This window comes from Pseudomonas sp. GL_103 (assembly GCF_057835175.1).
The window spans coordinates 5,983,019-6,001,307 of sequence record NZ_CM174420.1; the positions used below are offsets into that span (position 1 = coordinate 5,983,019).

Sequence of the window (18,289 nt, forward strand, 5' to 3'; positions counted from 1 at the left end):
GATCAGAACGGCTCGTTGCCGCGCCGGCGGAACCAGCCGGTCAGCGACAGGCGATCCCGGGTCGCGGGCAGGACTTCGTGGGGAACCTCTCCGGAGAGAAACACCACCAGGCAGCCGCCGATAGGTTGCACGTCGTGGACGCGATCATTGTCGAGGTACATGCGTAACTGGCCGCCGTGTTCGGGAAGCCAGGCGTCATTGAGGTAAACCACCGCCGAAACCATGCGCCGGTCGTCATCGCGAAAGCGGTCGACGTGCTTCAGGTAGAAGGCTCCGGGCGGGTACATTGCAAAATGGCTTTCGAAATCCTCCAGGCCGAGAAACAGACCGCGATTGATCGCCTCGCGCAGGCTGTTCATCAAACTCAGATAGCTGTCGCACGCCTCGGCTTGGCCGGGGTCGATCCACTGGATATGGTCGCCACGAATCCCCTCGCGGATCTCCGATGACGGCCCACGGCCCACGGCGGCCGGAGCCAGCTCACCCTCGGCAGCACGCTTGCGACACTCGGCCGCCAGCGCTCGGGTCAGATCCAGAGGCAGGAAAATATTCTGCTGCGACCAGCCGTGCTCGGCCAGGTCGTCGACGATTCGTAGCAGCAGCGGGTGATCAGAGGATATTTGCATGGCGCGCATAGTATTCCTGTGCCCGGAAATCCGACAGAGCCGCGCAGCGGGTTGATACGAATTCTCGACAAGCAGGGGTGCCGCACGGAGAATAGTCGCCTGCTGACTGGAGTCCCTATGCGCCGTTTGCTTTTATCACTGCTGATGTTCTGCGTTTTGCCCGCCTGGGCAGACGGCCACGACCAGTTGTACAAGGTCGCCGGCTGGCCGGAACAACGCGTGCATTTCAACGACGCTCTCTCGGCTGCTCAGCAACGCTACCAGGGCAGCCTGCCTCCGGCGGTGTTTCAGGCACTGGTCAGTAACAGCAATCAGCGTTTTTCCGCCAAGGCGGTGGACCAGCGCGCCGAAGCGCAATTGCGCAAGAACCTCGCCGACCCCAAACCCGCGCTGACGTTTTTCCAGTCGCCCCTGGGCAAGAAAATCGTTGCCGCCGAGCTGCTGGCGACCCGACGCGACCAACTGGCGAAAAACGCCAAGGGCCTGCCGAAGATGCAGGCCAGCGATAGCCGCATGCTGATCATCGGCCACTTGGCACAAGCCCTGCCCGCACGCGAGGCCGGCGCGGAAGTCAGCCTGGCGATTGCTGGTGTCGCCGCCGATAGCTTGAGTTCGATGATCCCGGGGTTGCTCGGTGCCGGTCAGGCCCAAGGCATGCTCAACGGCCAGCGCCAGCGCCTGATGGACCAGATCGGCAGCGACCTGAACAACACGCTGCTGTATGTCTATCGCGATCTGTCGGACGACGAACTGGAAGAGTTCGCGACCTTTGCCGAATCGGCGGAAGGCCAGGCTTATTATCAGGCGGCGCTGGCGGCAATTCGGGCGGGGTTGGCGGTGGGGCAGAGCAATTCGAATCTGACCCAGTGATCTTCGGCGCCCTCTAGATAGCTTTCGCGAGCAGGCTCGCTCCCACAGGGGAATGCATTCCAAATGTGGGAGCGAGCCTGCTCGCGAAGAGGCCCTCACTGTCACTAGGGATTGCGCCCCTTGATCCGCCTGGTCAAAAACCCGAAATACTCCTCTCGCATCACCAGCGTCTCATTCGCCAGATGATGCCGTGCCTCGGGCAGCATCAGCACCTGCGGCCGATCAAACTTGCCCCGCAACACTTCCAGGTTGTGTTCCCAATCCACCGTCATATCGGCCTGCCCCTGCACGATCAGCGGCCGGCGGGTACTCATGGGGGCGGCCTCGATGCGTTTAATCCAGCGCGCCAAAGCGCCCACCCAGGCTGTCGGCAGGCGCAGCGGCTGCAGCGGATCGGCCTGCAGGAACGGCAGAAAGGCCGGGTCGTTGGAGTTCTCGCTGAAACGCCGGGCGATGGCTTTGACGAAAGGCTTGAGAAGGTAGTAACTCAGTTGCGACCAACCCCACGCCCGCGGCCGCACCAGCGGCGACAGCAGAATCACCTGACCCTGGGCCGGGCTGTCCGCCCCCGCATTCAACACATGATCGATCACGATCGCCCCGCCGGTACTCTGCCCGCACAAGTGCCACGGCTGCGGCAAGTCGAGAGATTGCGCCTCACTGAACAAGCCTTGCAAAGCGTCCTGATACTCAGCGAAATCCTTGATGCTCGCCCGTTCGCCGCTGGACAGGCCGTGCCCCGGCAAGTCGCAGGCAATCACCGCAAAACCCTGGTCCAGCGCCCATTCGATCACATGCCGGTAGAGCCCGGTGTGATCGTAGAAACCGTGGATGACAAACAGCGTGGCCTTTGCTCGCTCAGGCCACCAGAACTGACTGACCAGTTCATAACCGTCGACCTCGAATCGCCCAAGGCTGCTGCGCACCTGACGCGGGGCAAAATCCAGCCCGTAGAATCGCTGGTAAGCCTGCGCCTGCGCCGACAACGGCTGCCCGGCCGCCAGTGGCAGCAGGCTTGCACGTAGAAGATCGGGGTCGAAAGTGGCCGGCATGGACGATTCCAGAACGTGAAACGGACTTTATAGGCCTGCGATATTCATCTGTCGCGGCAAGCATGGCAAGCTAGCCGCCCTTCGAGGATTGAACCGATGCGCTCGCCCTTTCGCGCCACCCTGTTTGCCTGCCTGCTCGCCGTGGTGTGTGCCGGCATGCTGTGGGCGGCCTACGACTGGTTCCAGGGGCGTTACCTGCGGGCGTTCAGCGAGCACACCGCGATGTTTTCCGGCGATCCGCTGCGTCTTCCCGAATCCCTCGCCGGCCCTGGCGCCATCCGCCTGGTGCATTTCTGGGACCCGGCCTGCCCGTGCAATGTCGGCAATCAACAACACCTGACCGAACTGGTCGAGCGCTACGTTCCCCATGGCGTGGAATTCTATGCCGTGCAAAAACCCGGTAGCCACGGCCAGTTGCCGGGCACCTTGAGCAGCCTCAAACCCATCGACATCCTGCCCGGTTCCGAACAGATCCCCGCCAGCCCGGCCGTGGCAATCTGGGATCGCAGCGGCAGGCTGGCGTACTTCGGCCCCTACAGCGAAGGCCTGACCTGCAACTCCAGCAACAGTTTTATCGAACCGATCCTGCAAGCGCTCGATGAAGGCCGTGCGGTGAGTGCCACGCACACACTGGCCGTGGGGTGTTACTGCCCGTGGCCAGTCGATCCAGCGAAGTAGACAAAGACCCGCAATACGAATCCCTCCTACGGGCGATGCGCCAAATCGGCGCGCCGTGTTAAACAGTGGCGCCAGGAATCACAATAACAACAAGGAGTCTCCATGAAACGCAGCCTGACCGCTCTCGCTCTGTTGATCGTCATGCTGGCCGCCGGGGCCGGCGGGTACCTCTACAGCAAGCAGCCGTCACGCCAGGGCATGGTGGAACTGCAACACCTGCAAGGCTCCGTCACCGTGCGCTACGACGAGCGCGGCGTCCCGCACATCCGCGCCGACAACGAAACCGACCTGTACCGCGCCCTCGGCTATGTGCATGCCCAGGACCGACTGTTCCAGATGGAAGTCCTGCGTCGCCTGGCCCGTGGCGAACTGGCCGAGGTACTGGGGCCGAAACTGCTCGATACCGACAAGCTGATGCGCAGCCTGCGCATTCGCGAACGCTCCGAAACCTACCTGGCGAACCTCGACAAGCAGTCGCCCTCCTTCATCGCCATGCAAGCCTATCTGGACGGCATCAACCAGTATCAGGACAGCCACGCCAAACCCGTGGAGTTCGATGTGCTGGGCATTCCAAAACGCCCGTTCACGGCCCAGGACACCATCAGCATCGCCGGTTACATGGCCTACAGCTTTGCCGCCGCGTTTCGCACCGAACCCCTGTTGACGTTCGTCCGTGATCAGTTGGGGCCTCAATACCTGAGCGTCTTCGATCTCGACTGGCAGCCCAAGGGCGTGCTCAACGGGACCGGCACCCCCTTGGCCAGCGCCGACTGGAAAGACCTCAATGCCCTCGCCCGCCTGAGCGAACAAGCCCTGGCTGACAACGGCCTGCCACAGTTCGAGGGCAGCAACGCCTGGGTCGTCGCGGGCAGCCGGACCCAAAGCGGCAAGCCGCTGCTGGCGGGTGATCCGCATATCCGTTTTTCCGCGCCGTCGGTGTGGTACGAAGCGCAGCTTTCGGCGCCGGGCTTCGAACTCTACGGCCACTATCAGGCCCTGATGCCGTTTGCGTCGCTGGGCATGAACCGCGACTTCGGCTGGAGCATCACCATGTTCCAGAACGACGACCTCGACCTGATCGCCGAGAAGGTCAACCCGGACAACCCCAATCAGGTCTGGTATCGCGGCAAGTGGGTAGACATGACGACCAGCGAGCAGCAGATTGCGGTCAAGGGCCAGGCGCCAGTCACCCTGATGTTGCGTCAGTCACCCCACGGCCCGATCGTCAACGATGCCTTGGGCAGCGGCGCCGGCAAAACGCCGATTGCCATGTGGTGGGCGTTTCTCGAAAGCCAGAACCCGATCCTGGAGGGTTTCTACCAGCTCAATCGCGCCGACACCCTGGCCAAGGCCCGCAGTGCCTCGGCAAAAATCCAGGCCCCGGGCCTGAACGTTGTCTGGGCCAATGCCAAAGGAGACATCGGTTGGTGGGCGGCGGCGCAATTGCCTAAACGCCCAGCGGGTGTACGCCCGTGGTTCATCCTCGACGGCAGCACCGCCGAGGCGGACAAGGACGGCTTCTACCCGTTCAGCGCCAACCCTCAGGAAGAAAACCCGGCGCGGGGCTACATCGTCTCGGCCAACTTCCAGCCGGTTTCGCCGACCGGCATGGAGATTCCCGGTTACTACAACCTTGCCGATCGCGGCCAACAGCTCAATCGCCAGCTCAGCGACAAAGCGGTCAAATGGGATCTGGAAAACAGCCAGAAGCTGCAACTGGGCACCACCACCGCCTACGGCCCGCGTCTGTTGGCACCGCTGTTGCCAGTGTTGCGCCAAGTGGTGAGCGATCCCGCCGAGCTCAAACTGGTGGAGCAACTGGCACAGTGGCAAGGCGATTACCCCCTCGACTCGACCAGCGCCACGCTGTTCAACCAGCTCCTGTTCAACCTGGCTGACGCGACGATGCGCGATGAGCTGGGTAACGACTTCTTTGAAACGCTGCTCTCGACCCGTGTGATCGACGCCGCACTCCCCCGCCTGGCCGCCACTGCCGATTCACCGTGGTGGGACAACCGCAGCACCCTCGACAAGGAAACCCGTGCTGATACGGTGAAGGCCGCCTGGCAAGCCAGCCTCGTGCACCTCAAGAGCACACTCGGCGCCGACGCCTCGCAATGGCAGTGGGGCAGCGCACACACATTGACCCATGGCCATCCGCTGGGGCAGCAAAAGCCGCTGGACCTGTTCTTCAATGTCGGCCCCTTCGCCGCACCCGGCACCCATGAGGTGCCGAACAACCTTTCGGCGAAGATCGGCCCGGCTCCGTGGCCTGTCACCTACGGGCCTTCGACCCGACGCCTGATCGACTTCGCCGACCCGACCCACAGCCTGACCGTCAACCCGGTCGGCCAGAGCGGAGTCCTGTTCGACAGTCATTATGATGATCAGGCCGAGGCCTACATCGAGGGGATGTACTTCCAGGCACATCTCAATGATGAAGAAGTCACGGCCAATACCCGCAGTACCTTGAAGCTGCTGCCGGCGCGAGCTGTGCCATAGATTTTTGCTGACTGGACCGGCCCCTTCGCGAGCAAGCCCGCTCCCACAGTTGAAATGCATTCCCCTGTGGGAGCGGGCTTGCTCGCGAAGAGGCCCTCACAAACAACAAAAATGTCAGCTCAAACCATCGCCGCAAAATTCAGCCTGAACTGCTGCGGCGTCACCCCCAGTCTGCGATTGAACACACTGCGCATGTGCTGGGCATCGCGAAATCCGCATTGATAGGCCACGGTCTTGAGCGGCGCGCGGGTGCTTTCCAGCAGCGTCCGCGCCGCATCCACCCGTGCACGCTCGACGAACTCGGCCGGGGTGATTTTCGCTTCCCTGGCGAACACCCGGGAGAAGTTGCGCGCGCTCATGTTGGCGGCATTGGCCAGGTCGGCGATGGTCAGGTCGCCCGTCAGGTTGGCCAGCACGTAATGCTGCACCATTGCCACCGCCGAATCCGGTTCGGCGTGGGGCGTGAGGAACGGGCTGAATTGCGACTGCCCGCCCGAACGCTGGGTGAACACCACCAGCCGCTTGGCGACATTCAGCGCCACTTCCGGCCCGTGATCCCGGCCCAATAGATACAACGACAGATCGATCCCCGCCGTGACCCCGGCCGAGGTGAACAGCTCGCCGTCCTCGACATATAGCCGATCCGCTTCCACCCGGGACGAGGGACACAGCGCCGCCAGATCCGATGCGTCCTGCCAATGCGTGGTGACCCTGCGCCCCTCCAGCAATCCGGCCCTGGCGAGCATGAACGCGCCGTTGCAGATCGAGCCAAAGCGCTTGGCCCGCGCACAGGCATCACGCAACCAGCCATCGAATGCCATGCCGAAATCCATGAACGGCAACTGCGGCCCGCCCGCCACCAGCAACAGGTCATACGACTCTAGCGCTTCGCTGAAATGCCGATGGGCATTGAGTGCCAAACCGTTGGAGCACGCCATCACCCCGCGCTCGACGCCGATCACCTCCAGCCGATAGTGATCCTGCGGGGCAAGGAAGCGATTGGCCTCTGAAAACACATCCATGGGGCCGGTGACATCCAGCGACTGGACGCCGGCGAACACCACGATGGCTACGGTTTTCTGCATAGTTCAAGCTCACCCTCAACGTTGAAAAAAGATCGCAGCCTTCGGCAGCTCCTACAGGTGAGCGCAATGCCATGTAGGAGCTGCCGAAGGCTGCGATCTTTTCTAGCTGCTCACCAGCAACCCTAGCCAATCCAGGTCCAACAAGCGAGGTTGGCGCGATATGCACGCTCATTGGCCGGGATCGCAGCCATGGATCGATTGTCCGGTTTCGGGGGCCGGAACAGACTGAAACCCTCATCACGACGAGGAAAACTCCATGAGCAGCACCATCGCCGGCATCAAGATCCCCGACAGCGCACTGGCCAAGGCCACCACCGAATACATCCGCGACATCGAGTCCGACCTGCTCTACCACCACTCGCGCCGGGTATTCCTGTTCGGCGCACTGAGCGGCGAGCGCAAGCAACTGGCCTACAACCCGGAGTTGCTGTACGTCGGCGCGATGTTCCATGACCTGGGCCTGGTTCAAGGTCATCGCAGCGACAATGAGCGCTTCGAAGTCGATGGTGCCAACGCGGCAGTAGCGTTCCTCAGGCCTTACGGATTGAGCGATGACGATATCGAACAGGTCTGGCTATCGATTGCCCTGCACACCACGCCGGGCGTGCCTCAGCACTTGCGACCCACCGTGGCGTTGGTCACGGCTGGCGTCGAGATGGACGTGCTGGGCATGGACTACGCGGCATTTTCCAGCGTGCAGCGCGAAGCGGTGGTGCATGCGCATCCACGGGGCGAGGGCTTCAAGGAGTGCATCATCTGCGCGTTTGCCGACGGCTTGCACCATCGTCCGCAGACCACGTTCGGTAATGTGAAGACTGATGTGCTGGTGGATCAGGAGCCGGGGTTCAAGCCGATGAACTTCGTCGAGGTCATCCGCAAATCCCCTTGGGTTGCCTAAAAAACCTGTGGGAGCGAGCTTGCTCGCGATGAGGGCATCACAGTCAACATCGATGTTGAATGTCAGTCCGCTATCGCGAGCAAGCTCGCTCCCACAGGGGATCGGGTAGACCACAATACTGTGGCCAACCCGATTTCAGGCTTATGCCGCTTCCGGCGCCTGTGCGCGACGCACGTCCGGTTGCTTCCACGAGTCGGCTGCCGCTTCTTCGATCGCCTGCTGGATCGCACGACGACGGCTTTCTTCGGCGCGACGGCTGAAGAACCAGACCAGGAAGGTCACGATGGACACCGCCAGCAGGATCAGGCTGGCCACGGCGTTGATCTCGGGTTTGACCCCCAGACGCACCGCCGAGAACACTTCCATCGGCAGGGTCGTGGAACCCGGGCCCGACACGAAGCTCGCCAGCACCAGGTCATCGAGGGACAACGCGAAGGACATCATGCCGCCCGCCGCCAGCGACGGCGCGATCATCGGGATGGTGATCAGGAAGAACACCTTCCACGGCCGTGCACCGAGGTCCATGGCCGCCTCTTCAATGGACAGGTCCAGCTCGCGCAAGCGTGCCGAGACCACCACCGCCACATAGGCCGCACAGAACGTGGTGTGGGCGATCCAGATGGTGACGATGCCGCGCTCCTGCGGCCAGCCGATCATCTGCGCCATGGCCACGAACAGCAGCAACAGCGACAGACCGGTGATCACCTCAGGCATGACCAGCGGCGCGGTGACCAGGCCACCGAACAGGGTGCGGCCCTTGAAGCGCGTAATGCGTGTCAGGACGAACGCCGCCAATGTACCCAGTGCCACCGCCGCGATGGCGGTGTAGCAGGCGATTTCCAGCGAGCGCACCACCGAGCCCATCAGTTGGCTGTTGTCGAGCAGGCCGACGTACCACTTGATCGACCAGCCGCCCCACACCGTTACCAGTTTGGAGGCGTTGAACGAGTAGATGACCAGAATCAGCATCGGCAGATAGATGAACAACAGACCCACGACCAGCATCAGGCTGGAGAAACGGAAGCGCTTCATTCTTTACCCTCCATTTCCTTGGCCTGACTGCGGTTGAACAGGATGATCGGCACAATCAGGATCGCCAGCATCACTACCGCCAGGGCAGACGCCACCGGCCAGTCACGGTTGTTGAAGAACTCTTGCCAGAGCACTTTACCGATCATCAGGGTTTCCGGACCGCCGAGCAGTTCCGGGATCACGAACTCGCCCACCACCGGGATGAACACCAGCATACAGCCGGCGATGATGCCGTTTTTCGACAGCGGCACGGTGATTTTCCAGAAGCTGTTGAAGGTGCTCGAACCCAGGTCCGACGCAGCTTCCAGCAGGCTCTGGTCGTGCTTCACCAGGTTGGCGTACAGCGGCAGGATCATGAATGGCAGGTAGGAATAAACCACGCCGATGTAGACCGCCAGGTTGGTATTGAGAATCTGCAGGGGTTCGTCGATCAAGCCCATGCTCATCAGGAATCCATTGAGCAGGCCGTTGTTGCTGAGGATGCCCATCCACGCGTAAACGCGGATCAGGATCGCGGTCCAGGTCGGCATCATGATCAACAGCACCAGCACCGTTTGCATTTCCTTGCGGGCAACGGAGATGCCGTAGGCCATCGGGTAGCCGATCAGCAGGCAGAGGATGGTGCTGAAAAGCGCCATCTTCAACGAGCCGAGGTAAGCGGCGATGTACAGCTCGTCACCGGCCAGCATCGCGTAGTTGCCCAGGTTAAGCAGCAACTGCAGCTTCTGCTCGGCGTAGCTGTAGATTTCGGTGTAGGGCGGAATGGCCACGTCCGCTTCGGCGAAGCTGATCTTCAAAACGATGAAGAACGGCAGCATGAAGAACAGGAACAGCCAGATGAAGGGAACCCCGATGACCATCTGACGGCCACCGGGAATTATTCGATTGAGTCGACGCTTGAATTTGCGCATGTTCATGAGCGCAGCACCACGCCGCTGTCGTCTTCCCAGTACACGTAGACCTGATCACCCCAGGTCGGACGCTGCCCGCGACGTTCGGCGTTGGCCACGAACGACTGCACCAGCTTGCCGCTTGGCAGTTCGACGTAGAACACCGAGTGTCCGCCCAGGTAGGCGATGTCGTGCACCTTGCCGCTGGACCAGTTGTACTGGCAGGTCGGCATGTCGGCGGTGACCAGCAGTTTTTCCGGGCGGATCGCGTAGGTGACCGACTTGTCCTGCACCGAAGTGCTGATGCCGTGGCCGACGTAGATCTGACGATCCAGGTCTTTGCAGGTAATGATCGCGTGGCCTTCGGCGTCGTCGATCACTTCGCCTTCGAAGATGTTCACGTTACCGATGAATTCACAGACCAGGCGACTGGTCGGGGTTTCGTAGATGTCGATCGGGCTGCCGATCTGGGCGATCCAGCCCAGGTGCATGATCGCGATGCGCTCGGCCATGGTCATGGCCTCTTCCTGGTCGTGGGTCACCATGACGCAGGTTACGCCGACGCGCTCGATGATCTCCACCAGCTCCAGCTGCATTTGCGAACGCAGCTTCTTGTCCAGTGCGCCCATCGGTTCGTCGAGCAGCAAAAGCTTCGGACGCTTGGCCAGGGAACGAGCCAGGGCCACACGCTGACGCTGACCGCCGGACAATTGATGCGGCTTGCGCTTGGCGTACTGGCTCATCTGTACCAGCTTGAGCATTTCGGCCACGCGGGCGTCGACTTCAGCAGCCGGGATCTTGTCCTGCTTGAGGCCGAAGGCAATGTTCTGCGCCACGGTCATGTGCGGGAACAGGGCGTAGGACTGGAACATCATGTTGATCGGCCGCTCGTAGGGCGGCATGTCAGTGATGTCTACGCCATCGAGGAAAATGCGTCCCTCCGTGGGCCGTTCGAAACCTGCGAGCATGCGCAGCAAAGTGGATTTGCCCGATCCCGAACCGCCGAGCAGGGCGAATATCTCGCCTTTCTTGATTTCCAGGGACACATCGTCCACGGCAATCGTCTCGTCGAACTTCTTCGTGACCCGGTCGATTTTGACCAGCACCTGTTTAGGTTGCTGGTCGCCCTCGAGGGCTTTCTTATAGGCGCCGGAGGCAACTGCCATTTACGAAACTCCCAGAAAAAAAGAGTGCAGTTCGCTCAAGGTGAGCCAACCTTGGATAGTTTGAGCCTTGAAACTATTTACCCGACTTGACCTTGGTCCAGCTGCGGGTCATCAACCGTTGAATATTCGGCGGTAACTCGACTGACACGTAAGTCTTGTCGAGCACCTCTTGCGGTGGATAAACCGCTTCGTCGGTGCGAATGGACTGTTCCATCAGTTTGTCCGACCTCGGGTTAGGGTTGGCATAGCCGACGTAATCACTGACCTGGGCAATCACCTCAGGCTTCAGTAAATAGTTGATGAAGGCGTGGGCCTGCTTGACGTTGGCCGAGTCCTTCGGAATCGCCAACATGTCGAACCAGAGTGCGCCGCCCTCTTTCGGAATCGAGTAGGCGATGTTCACGCCTTTCTTGGCTTCTTCGGCGCGGTTCTTGGCCTGAAAGATGTCGCCGGAGAAACCGATCGCCACGCAGATATCGCCGTTGGCCAGATCCGCGATGTACTTGGAGGAGTGGAAGTAGGTCACGTAAGGGCGCACTGCAAGCAACTTGGCGGTGGCCTTTTCGTAGTCCTTGGGATCGGTGCTGTTAGCGTTCAGGCCCATGTAGTTGAGCACTGTCGGCATCATTTCATCGGCGGAGTCGAGGAACGCGACGCCACAGCTTTGCAGCTTCTTGATGTTTTCCGGCTCGAACAAAACGCCCCAGGAATCGATCTTGTCGACGCCCAGCACAGCCTTGACCTTGTCGACGTTGTAACCGATGCCGTTGGTGCCCCACAGGTACGGCACGGCGTACAGGTTGCCCGGATCGTTCTGCTCCAGGCGCTTGAGCAGCACCGGGTCGAGGTTCGAATAGTTCGGCAGCTGCGACTTGTCGAGTTTCTGGAATGCCCCGGCCTTGATCTGTTTGCCGAGGAAGTGGTTCGACGGCACGACCACGTCGTAGCCGGTACGCCCGGCCAGCAATTTACCTTCCAGGGTTTCGTTGGAATCGAAGACGTCATAAACCGGCTTGATACCGGTCTCTTTCTGGAAATCGGCCAGGGTGGTCTCGCCGATGTAGTCCGACCAGTTATAAATATGCACGGTACCGGCGGCCTGGACACTGACAGCCAGCGTCAACCCGGCGCCCACCAGCATGGCATTGCGCAACAAAGAAAAAATAGGCAAGTGGAGGTCCTCTGAAATTAGTTGGGCCCAAGTTGCCCCGCGCTACATGACAACCGTGGTTGCCCGGCAACAAAACCGGCGCGCAACTTACCCTCGAAAAACCGTTCCAGCAAAACTTTCTGTCATTTAATTACACCTGTTGTCGCCACCGCGCGGGTGGCGACAACAGGTTGTTGCATCAAACCGGCTTATTTGCCGGATTTGATCTTGGTCCAGCTGCGAGTCATGATCCGCTGGGTCGCGGCCGGCAAGTCGGCAATCGCGTACAGCTTGGCCAGCACGTCCGCCGGTGGGTAAACGCCCGGGTCGCTGGTGATGTCTTTATCGACCAACGCAGTTGCAGCCGCGTTACCGTTCGGGAAACGCACGGCGTTGGTGATTTCAGCCATGATTTCCGGCTTCTGCAGGAAGGTCATGAACTTGTAGGCGCCTTCGACGTTTTCGGCATCTTTAGGGATGGCGACCATGTCGTAGAAGCTGCCGGCACCTTCTTTGGGAATGTTGTAGCTGACTTTCACCTTGCCACCGGCTTCTTCCGCGCGGGACTTGGCCTGGTAAATGTCACCCGAGTAACCCACGGCCACGCAGATGTTGCCGTTGGCCAGGTCGGAGATGTACTTGGACGAGTGGAAGTAACCTACCGAAGGACGGATTTTCAGGAACAGCGCTTCGGCTTCGGCTAGTTGTTTCTTGTCCTGGCTGTCGGTTGGATAGCCCAGGTAGTGCAACGCCACCGGAATCATCTCGGTTGGCGAATCGAGGAAACTGATACCGCACGACTTCAACTTCGCGGCGTTTTCAGGTTTGAACAGCAGGTCCCAGGAGTTGGTCGGTGCGTCGGCACCCAGCGCAGCCTTGACCTTATCGGGGTTGAAGCCGATACCGATCGAACCCCACATGTACGGGAAGGCGTGCTCGTTGCCCGGGTCGCTCACGGAAACGGCCTTGAGCAGGTCGGTGTTCAGGTTCTTCCAGTTAGGCAGCTTGGACTTGTCCAGCTTCTGGTAGACGCCAGCCTTGATCTGCTTGGCCAGGAAGTTGTTCGACGGTACAACGATGTCGTAACCGGACTTGCCTGCCAGCAACTTGGCTTCCAGGGTTTCGTTGCTGTCGAAGACGTCATAGACAACCTTGATGCCCGACTCGTCTTCAAACTTCTTGACGGTGTCCGGTGCGATGTAGTCGGACCAGTTGTACACGTGCAGTACTTTGTCATCGGCCTGAACCGCGCCCGCCATCAAACCCATCACGGACATGGCAAGCAGAGTCTTGCCAGCGAGCTTTTTACCTAGTGCCTTCATGCGTAATGCTCCAAATTTTTCTTTTTTGAACCACTTGTTCAGCGGCCGAACCCGGGCAACTGGAACCGCGGCTAGTCTGGCAAGATCCACATCGGTCTTTCAAGGAAACGGCCACGCTTTCTGACAGTTCCGAGCGAAAGTTCCAACTTCATATGCAGAACTTTGGACTTCCGCTCAGAGCCTAGCACTTAGCCCTGCAATGCACTCAGGGTCAGGTCAAGACACTTGCGAGCCTTGGTCACCAGTTCATCGATTTCCGCCGGTGTAATCACCAGTGGCGGAGCGATGATCATGGTGTCGCCGACGGCGCGCATGATCAGGCCGTTATCGAAGCAGAACTGACGGCAGATCATGCCGACGCCCTTGCCCTCGTAACGCTTGCGAGTGGCCTTGTCCTGGACCAGTTCGATGGCCCCCAGCAGACCCACCCCACGAACTTCACCCACCAGCGGGTGATCGTTCAGTTCCCGCAGACGCTTTTGCAAATACGGTGCCGTTTCTGCATGTACGCGCTCGATAATCTTCTCGTCGCGCATGATGCGGATGTTTTCCAGCGCCACCGCGGCAGCTACCGGGTGACCGGAGTAAGTGAAGCCGTGGTTGAAGTCGCCGCCCTCGTTGAGCACGTCCACCACTTCATCACGCACGATCAGGCCGCCCATCGGGATGTAGCCCGAGGTCAGGCCCTTGGCGATGGTCATCATGTCTGGCTTGAGGTCGTAGAAATCGGCACCGAACCACTCGCCGGTACGACCGAAACCGCAAATCACTTCGTCAGCCACAAACAGAATGTCGTACTTGGCGAGGATTTCCTTGATGCGCGGCCAGTAGGTCTCTGGCGGAATGATCACGCCACCGGCGCCCTGGATCGGCTCGGCAATAAAGGCACCGACGTTGTCGACGCCGACTTCCAGAATCTTTTCTTCCAACTGGTTGGCCGCCCAGATACCGAATTCTTCCGGGGTCATGTCGCCGCCTTCGGCGAACCAGTACGGCTGGGCAATGTGGACGATGCCCGGGATCGGCAAATCGCCCTGTTCGTGCATGTAGGTCATGCCGCCCAGGCTCGCGCCGGCCACGGTGGAGCCGTGATAGCCGTTCTTGCGGCTGATGATGACTTTCTTCTTCGGCTGGCCCTTGATCGCCCAGTAGTGACGAACCATACGCAGCATGGTGTCGTTGCCTTCGGAGCCGGAACCGGTGAAGAACACGTGGTTCATACCTTCTGGCGCGATGTCGGCGATAGCCTTGGCCAGTTCCAGTACCGGCGGGTGCGCAGTCTGGAAGAACAGGTTGTAGTAAGGCAGCTCGCGCATCTGTTTACTGGCGGCATCGGCCAGTTCATCGCGACCATAACCAATCGCGACACACCACAGGCCGGCCATGCCGTCGAGGATCTTGTTGCCTTCGCTGTCCCAGAGGTAAACGCCCTTGGCGTTGGTGATGATCCGCGGGCCTTTCTCTTTCAGCTGTTTGAAGTCGCTGAACGGAGCCAGGTGGTGATCATTGCTCAGGGTTTGCCATTCACGGGTTTGCGGATTGTTGCTGGTCATACGAATCTCCTAAAAAAATCAGGTGAAGGCGCCGCTCGACTGCGGCGGCGCCCGGCGTATCAGACGGCAAAGAGCAGGAATTCCCTTTCCCACGAACTGATCACGCGCTTGAAGTTTTCATGCTCGGCCCGCTTGACCGCAACGTAGCCAGTGATGAAATTTTTGCCCAGGTACCGTTCGACGGTCGCGCTGTTTTCCATACGCTCCAGCGCGTCTTCGATGGTCAGCGGCAGGCGCAGGTTGCGGCGTTCATAGCCACGACCCACCACCGGCGCACTCGGGTTCAGGCCTTCGATCATGCCGATGTAACCGCAGAGCAGGCTCGCGGCAATCGCCAGGTACGGGTTGGCATCGGCGCCCGGCAGGCGGTTTTCCACCCGACGGTTTTGCGGCCCCGCATCCGGCACCCGCAGGCCCACGGTGCGGTTCTCTTCGCCCCACTCCACGTTCACCGGCGCCGAAGTATCCGGCAGGAAGCGGCGGAACGAGTTGACGTTGGGTGCGAACAGCGGCAACAGCTCGGGAATGAGTTTCTGCAAACCACCGATATGGTGCAGGAACAACTGGCTCATGGTCCCGTCTTCATTAGAGAAGATGTTCTTGCCGGTCTCGATGTTGATGATGCTCTGGTGCAAGTGCATGGCGCTGCCCGGCTCGCCGGTCATCGGCTTGGCCATGAAGGTCGCAGCGACGTTGTGCTTGAGCGCGGCCTCGCGCATGGTGCGCTTGAACACCAGGATCTGGTCGGCCAGGGACAGGGCATCACCGTGACGGAAGTTGATTTCCATCTGCGCCGTGCCGTCCTCGTGGATCAGCGTATCGAGGTCAAGGTCCTGCAGTTCACACCAGTCGTAGACGTCTTCGAACAGCGGATCGAATTCGTTCGCCGCTTCAATGGAGAACGACTGACGACCGGTTTCCGGGCGACCGGAGCGGCCGATCGGCGGCTGCAACGGGTAGTCCGGGTCGTCACTGCGCTTGGTCAGGTAAAACTCCATTTCCGGCGCCACGATCGGCTGCCAGCCTTTGTCGGTATAGAGTTTCAGGACTTTCTTGAGCACGTTACGCGGCGACAACTCGATCGGGTTGCCTTGCTTGTCGTAGGTATCGTGGATGACGATGGCGGTCGGCTCGATGGCCCACGGCACCAGGTACACCGCACTCTGGTCGGGACGGCAGATCATGTCGATGTCGGCCGGGTCGAGCAGTTCGTAATAGATGTCGTCTTCGACGTAATCGCCGGTCACTGTCTGCAACAGCACACTTTCTGGCAGGCGCATGCCCTTTTCGGCGATGAATTTGTTGGTCGGCGAAATCTTGCCCCGGGTAATCCCGGTCAAGTCGGCGATCATGCATTCGACTTCTGTGATCTTGTGGTTTTTCAACCAATCGGTGAGCTGGTCGAGGTTGTTACTCATAAATGCCTCTAGGCTTGAGTTGTCTGGCCCTTTTAAGGTCAGGCGTTGTTTGACGCATCGGCGTCGCGTTGTAGAGCGGTTGCGCGGCAGATTATCGCGCTTGCCGACACGGCTGCAGAGGCCGGGCGTGCAGAATCGCGAGCGGTGCCCTGAACGATGGTCAGGCCGCTATTGTGAATCGGTTCTATATTGAATGGAGTAACCGTAATGGGGGTGCCATCGCGACCGTCCAGAATATCGGACGGGGACGGTCGGACCGTCACGGATGGGAGGATCACCAGAACCGCTGAGGCCACGGAACGGACGGACGTGTCATCACTGTTGTGATAAACATGCCGACCGACCTGTCTTGAGCAGTCGGTGACGCCGATTATCGGCAGGCGAGACATGAAGCACCCCGGTATTATTGCTGTTATGGGTTTGATTCGAGCTTAGCCTTGTTCATTTTTTTACACAACACCCCCGTAAAAAATACAACACGGCCCGCTCAAGCCTGCGGGCGCCATAGAGGCCAAGGGCATAAAAACGCCCAAAAGTGCCTCAAAAAAGCCACACGAGCGCTTTTTTAGGGCAAAAAAGGCCTCGCTTGACTTCGGCATGCCATTCGGGTTGACTGGAATCTGAAAAGATCAATGATTGATATTTTTAACAACAAAGGTGTTGCATCATGTCGGTACCCCCGCGTGCCGTTCAGCTTAACGAAGCGAACGCGTTCCTTAAGGAACATCCTGAGGTTCTGTACGTTGACCTTCTGATTGCGGATATGAATGGTGTGGTGCGCGGCAAGCGCATCGAACGCACCAGCCTCCACAAGGTTTACGAGAAAGGCATCAACCTGCCGGCCTCTCTATTTGCTCTGGATATCAATGGCTCGACGGTGGAAAGCACCGGCCTGGGCCTGGACATCGGTGATGCTGACCGAATCTGCTATCCAATCCCCGATACCCTATGCAACGAGCCATGGCAGAAGCGCCCGACCGCGCAACTGTTGATGACCATGCACGAACTCGAAGGCGAGCCATTCTTCGCCGACCCGCGTGAAGTGCTGGCCAATGTGGTGCGCAAGTTCGACGAAATGGGCCTGACCATCTGCGCCGCGTTCGAACTGGAGTTCTACCTGATCGACCAGGAGAACGTTAACGGTCGTCCGCAACCACCTCGCTCGCCGGTTTCCGGCAAACGTCCGCACTCGACTCAGGTCTACCTGATCGACGACCTCGACGAATACGTCGACTGCCTCCAGGACATTCTGGAAGGTGCCAAAGAGCAAGGCATTCCGGCCGACGCCATCGTCAAGGAAAGTGCCCCGGCGCAGTTCGAAGTGAACCTGCACCACGTGGCCGACCCGATCAAGGCCTGCGACTACGCGGTCCTGCTCAAGCGCCTGATCAAGAACATCGCCTACGACCATGAAATGGACACCACCTTCATGGCCAAGCCTTACCCAGGCCAGGCGGGTAATGGTCTGCACGTCCACATCTCGATTCTCGACAAAGACGGCAAGAATATTTTTGCCAGTGAGGATCCCGAGCAGAACGCCGCACTGCGTCACGCGATCGGCGGTGTGCTCGAGACCCTACCGGCGCAGATGGCTTTCCTCTGCCCGAACGTCAACTCCTACCGTCGTTTCGGCGCGCAGTTCTACGTGCCGAACTCGCCATGCTGGGGCCTGGATAACCGTACCGTTGCGATTCGCGTACCGACCGGTTCCTCCGACGCCGTGCGCATCGAGCATCGTGTAGCCGGCGCCGATGCCAACCCGTACCTGCTGATGGCTTCGGTCCTGGCTGGTGTGCACCACGGTCTGGTCAACAAGATCGAGCCTGGCGCCCCGGTGGAAGGCAACAGCTACGAGCAGAACGAGCAGAGCCTGCCGAACAACCTGCGTGATGCACTGCGCGAGCTGGACGACAGCGAAGTCATGGCCAAGTACATCGATCCGAAATACATCGATATTTTCGTGGCCTGTAAAGAGAGCGAGCTGGAGGAGTTCGAACACTCCATCTCCGACCTCGAGTACAACTGGTACCTGCATACCGTTTAATCG

Annotated in this window: 15 protein-coding genes; 5 read left to right on the forward strand and 10 right to left on the reverse strand. The window is 59.9% G+C overall.

Annotated elements, in window-relative coordinates; all coding sequences use genetic code 11:
• Nucleotides 1-2: 2 nt before the first annotated feature.
• Nucleotides 3-635: a 2OG-Fe(II) oxygenase gene (locus tag AC3IP0_RS27040; RefSeq protein WP_489326308.1), complete on the reverse strand. Its 633-nt coding sequence runs from the start codon at nucleotides 633-635 to the stop codon at nucleotides 3-5.
• 108 nt (nucleotides 636-743) lie between these two features.
• On the opposite strand from AC3IP0_RS27040, the gene AC3IP0_RS27045 reads away from it, so the two are divergent.
• The gene (locus AC3IP0_RS27045) at nucleotides 744-1,496 is read left to right on the forward strand and encodes a DUF2059 domain-containing protein (RefSeq protein ID WP_489326309.1); all 753 of its coding nucleotides are present in this window, start codon (nucleotides 744-746) and stop codon (nucleotides 1,494-1,496) included.
• Between the two features lie 104 nt (nucleotides 1,497-1,600).
• Here AC3IP0_RS27045 and bipL read toward each other — a convergent pair whose 3' ends face one another.
• A complete protein-coding gene (gene bipL / locus AC3IP0_RS27050; RefSeq protein WP_489317601.1) occupies nucleotides 1,601-2,548 on the reverse strand; it encodes a phospholipase BipL in 948 nt (315 codons plus the stop codon).
• A gap of 96 nt (nucleotides 2,549-2,644) precedes the next feature.
• On the opposite strand from bipL, the gene AC3IP0_RS27055 reads away from it, so the two are divergent.
• Entirely contained in the window at nucleotides 2,645-3,226 is a 582-nt protein-coding gene (locus AC3IP0_RS27055; protein ID WP_489317602.1) for a DUF6436 domain-containing protein, read from the forward strand.
• Nucleotides 3,227-3,328: 102 nt separating this feature from the next.
• Nucleotides 3,329-5,728 carry a penicillin acylase family protein gene (locus tag AC3IP0_RS27060; RefSeq protein ID WP_489326311.1) on the forward strand — a complete coding sequence of 800 codons (2,400 nt, stop codon included), beginning with the start codon at nucleotides 3,329-3,331 and terminating at the stop codon, nucleotides 5,726-5,728.
• A 119-nt stretch (nucleotides 5,729-5,847) separates the two neighbouring features.
• Here AC3IP0_RS27060 and AC3IP0_RS27065 read toward each other — a convergent pair whose 3' ends face one another.
• Complete coding sequence (locus tag AC3IP0_RS27065; protein ID WP_489317604.1) at nucleotides 5,848-6,813, reverse strand: GlxA family transcriptional regulator; 966 nt, start codon at nucleotides 6,811-6,813, stop codon at nucleotides 5,848-5,850.
• 256 nt (nucleotides 6,814-7,069) lie between these two features.
• Here AC3IP0_RS27065 and AC3IP0_RS27070 point away from each other — a divergent pair, with 256 nt between their 5' ends.
• Nucleotides 7,070-7,711, forward strand: a complete 642-nt coding sequence (locus AC3IP0_RS27070) for an HD domain-containing protein (RefSeq protein WP_489326312.1) — start codon at nucleotides 7,070-7,072, stop codon at nucleotides 7,709-7,711.
• A gap of 141 nt (nucleotides 7,712-7,852) precedes the next feature.
• Here the strand turns inward: AC3IP0_RS27070 and AC3IP0_RS27075 are convergent, their stop codons facing one another.
• From AC3IP0_RS27075 to AC3IP0_RS27105, 7 genes are all read right to left on the reverse strand, one after another.
• Nucleotides 7,853-8,743 carry an ABC transporter permease subunit gene (locus tag AC3IP0_RS27075; RefSeq protein ID WP_489317606.1) on the reverse strand — a complete coding sequence of 297 codons (891 nt, stop codon included), beginning with the start codon at nucleotides 8,741-8,743 and terminating at the stop codon, nucleotides 7,853-7,855.
• Nucleotides 8,740-9,660: an ABC transporter permease subunit gene (locus AC3IP0_RS27080; RefSeq protein ID WP_489317607.1), complete on the reverse strand. Its 921-nt coding sequence runs from the start codon at nucleotides 9,658-9,660 to the stop codon at nucleotides 8,740-8,742. The genes AC3IP0_RS27075 and AC3IP0_RS27080 overlap by 4 nt, the downstream gene beginning before the upstream one ends.
• A complete protein-coding gene (locus AC3IP0_RS27085) occupies nucleotides 9,657-10,799 on the reverse strand; it encodes an ABC transporter ATP-binding protein (protein ID WP_008048747.1) in 1,143 nt (380 codons plus the stop codon). The genes AC3IP0_RS27080 and AC3IP0_RS27085 overlap by 4 nt, the downstream gene beginning before the upstream one ends.
• 73 nt (nucleotides 10,800-10,872) lie before the next feature.
• Complete coding sequence (locus AC3IP0_RS27090; protein ID WP_489317608.1) at nucleotides 10,873-11,970, reverse strand: polyamine ABC transporter substrate-binding protein; 1,098 nt, start codon at nucleotides 11,968-11,970, stop codon at nucleotides 10,873-10,875.
• 188 nt (nucleotides 11,971-12,158) lie between these two features.
• On the reverse strand, nucleotides 12,159-13,271 hold the full coding sequence (locus AC3IP0_RS27095; RefSeq protein ID WP_489317609.1) for a polyamine ABC transporter substrate-binding protein: 1,113 nt from the start codon (nucleotides 13,269-13,271) through the stop codon (nucleotides 12,159-12,161).
• A gap of 188 nt (nucleotides 13,272-13,459) precedes the next feature.
• Nucleotides 13,460-14,824, reverse strand: coding sequence for an aspartate aminotransferase family protein (locus AC3IP0_RS27100; RefSeq protein WP_489317610.1), 1,365 nt, complete (start codon nucleotides 14,822-14,824; stop codon nucleotides 13,460-13,462).
• A gap of 59 nt (nucleotides 14,825-14,883) precedes the next feature.
• Complete coding sequence (locus AC3IP0_RS27105) at nucleotides 14,884-16,242, reverse strand: glutamine synthetase family protein (RefSeq protein WP_489317611.1); 1,359 nt, start codon at nucleotides 16,240-16,242, stop codon at nucleotides 14,884-14,886.
• Between the two features lie 667 nt (nucleotides 16,243-16,909).
• Here AC3IP0_RS27105 and AC3IP0_RS27110 point away from each other — a divergent pair.
• On the forward strand, nucleotides 16,910-18,286 hold the full coding sequence (locus tag AC3IP0_RS27110; RefSeq protein WP_095081821.1) for a glutamine synthetase family protein: 1,377 nt from the start codon (nucleotides 16,910-16,912) through the stop codon (nucleotides 18,284-18,286).
• Nucleotides 18,287-18,289 lie beyond the last annotated feature (3 nt).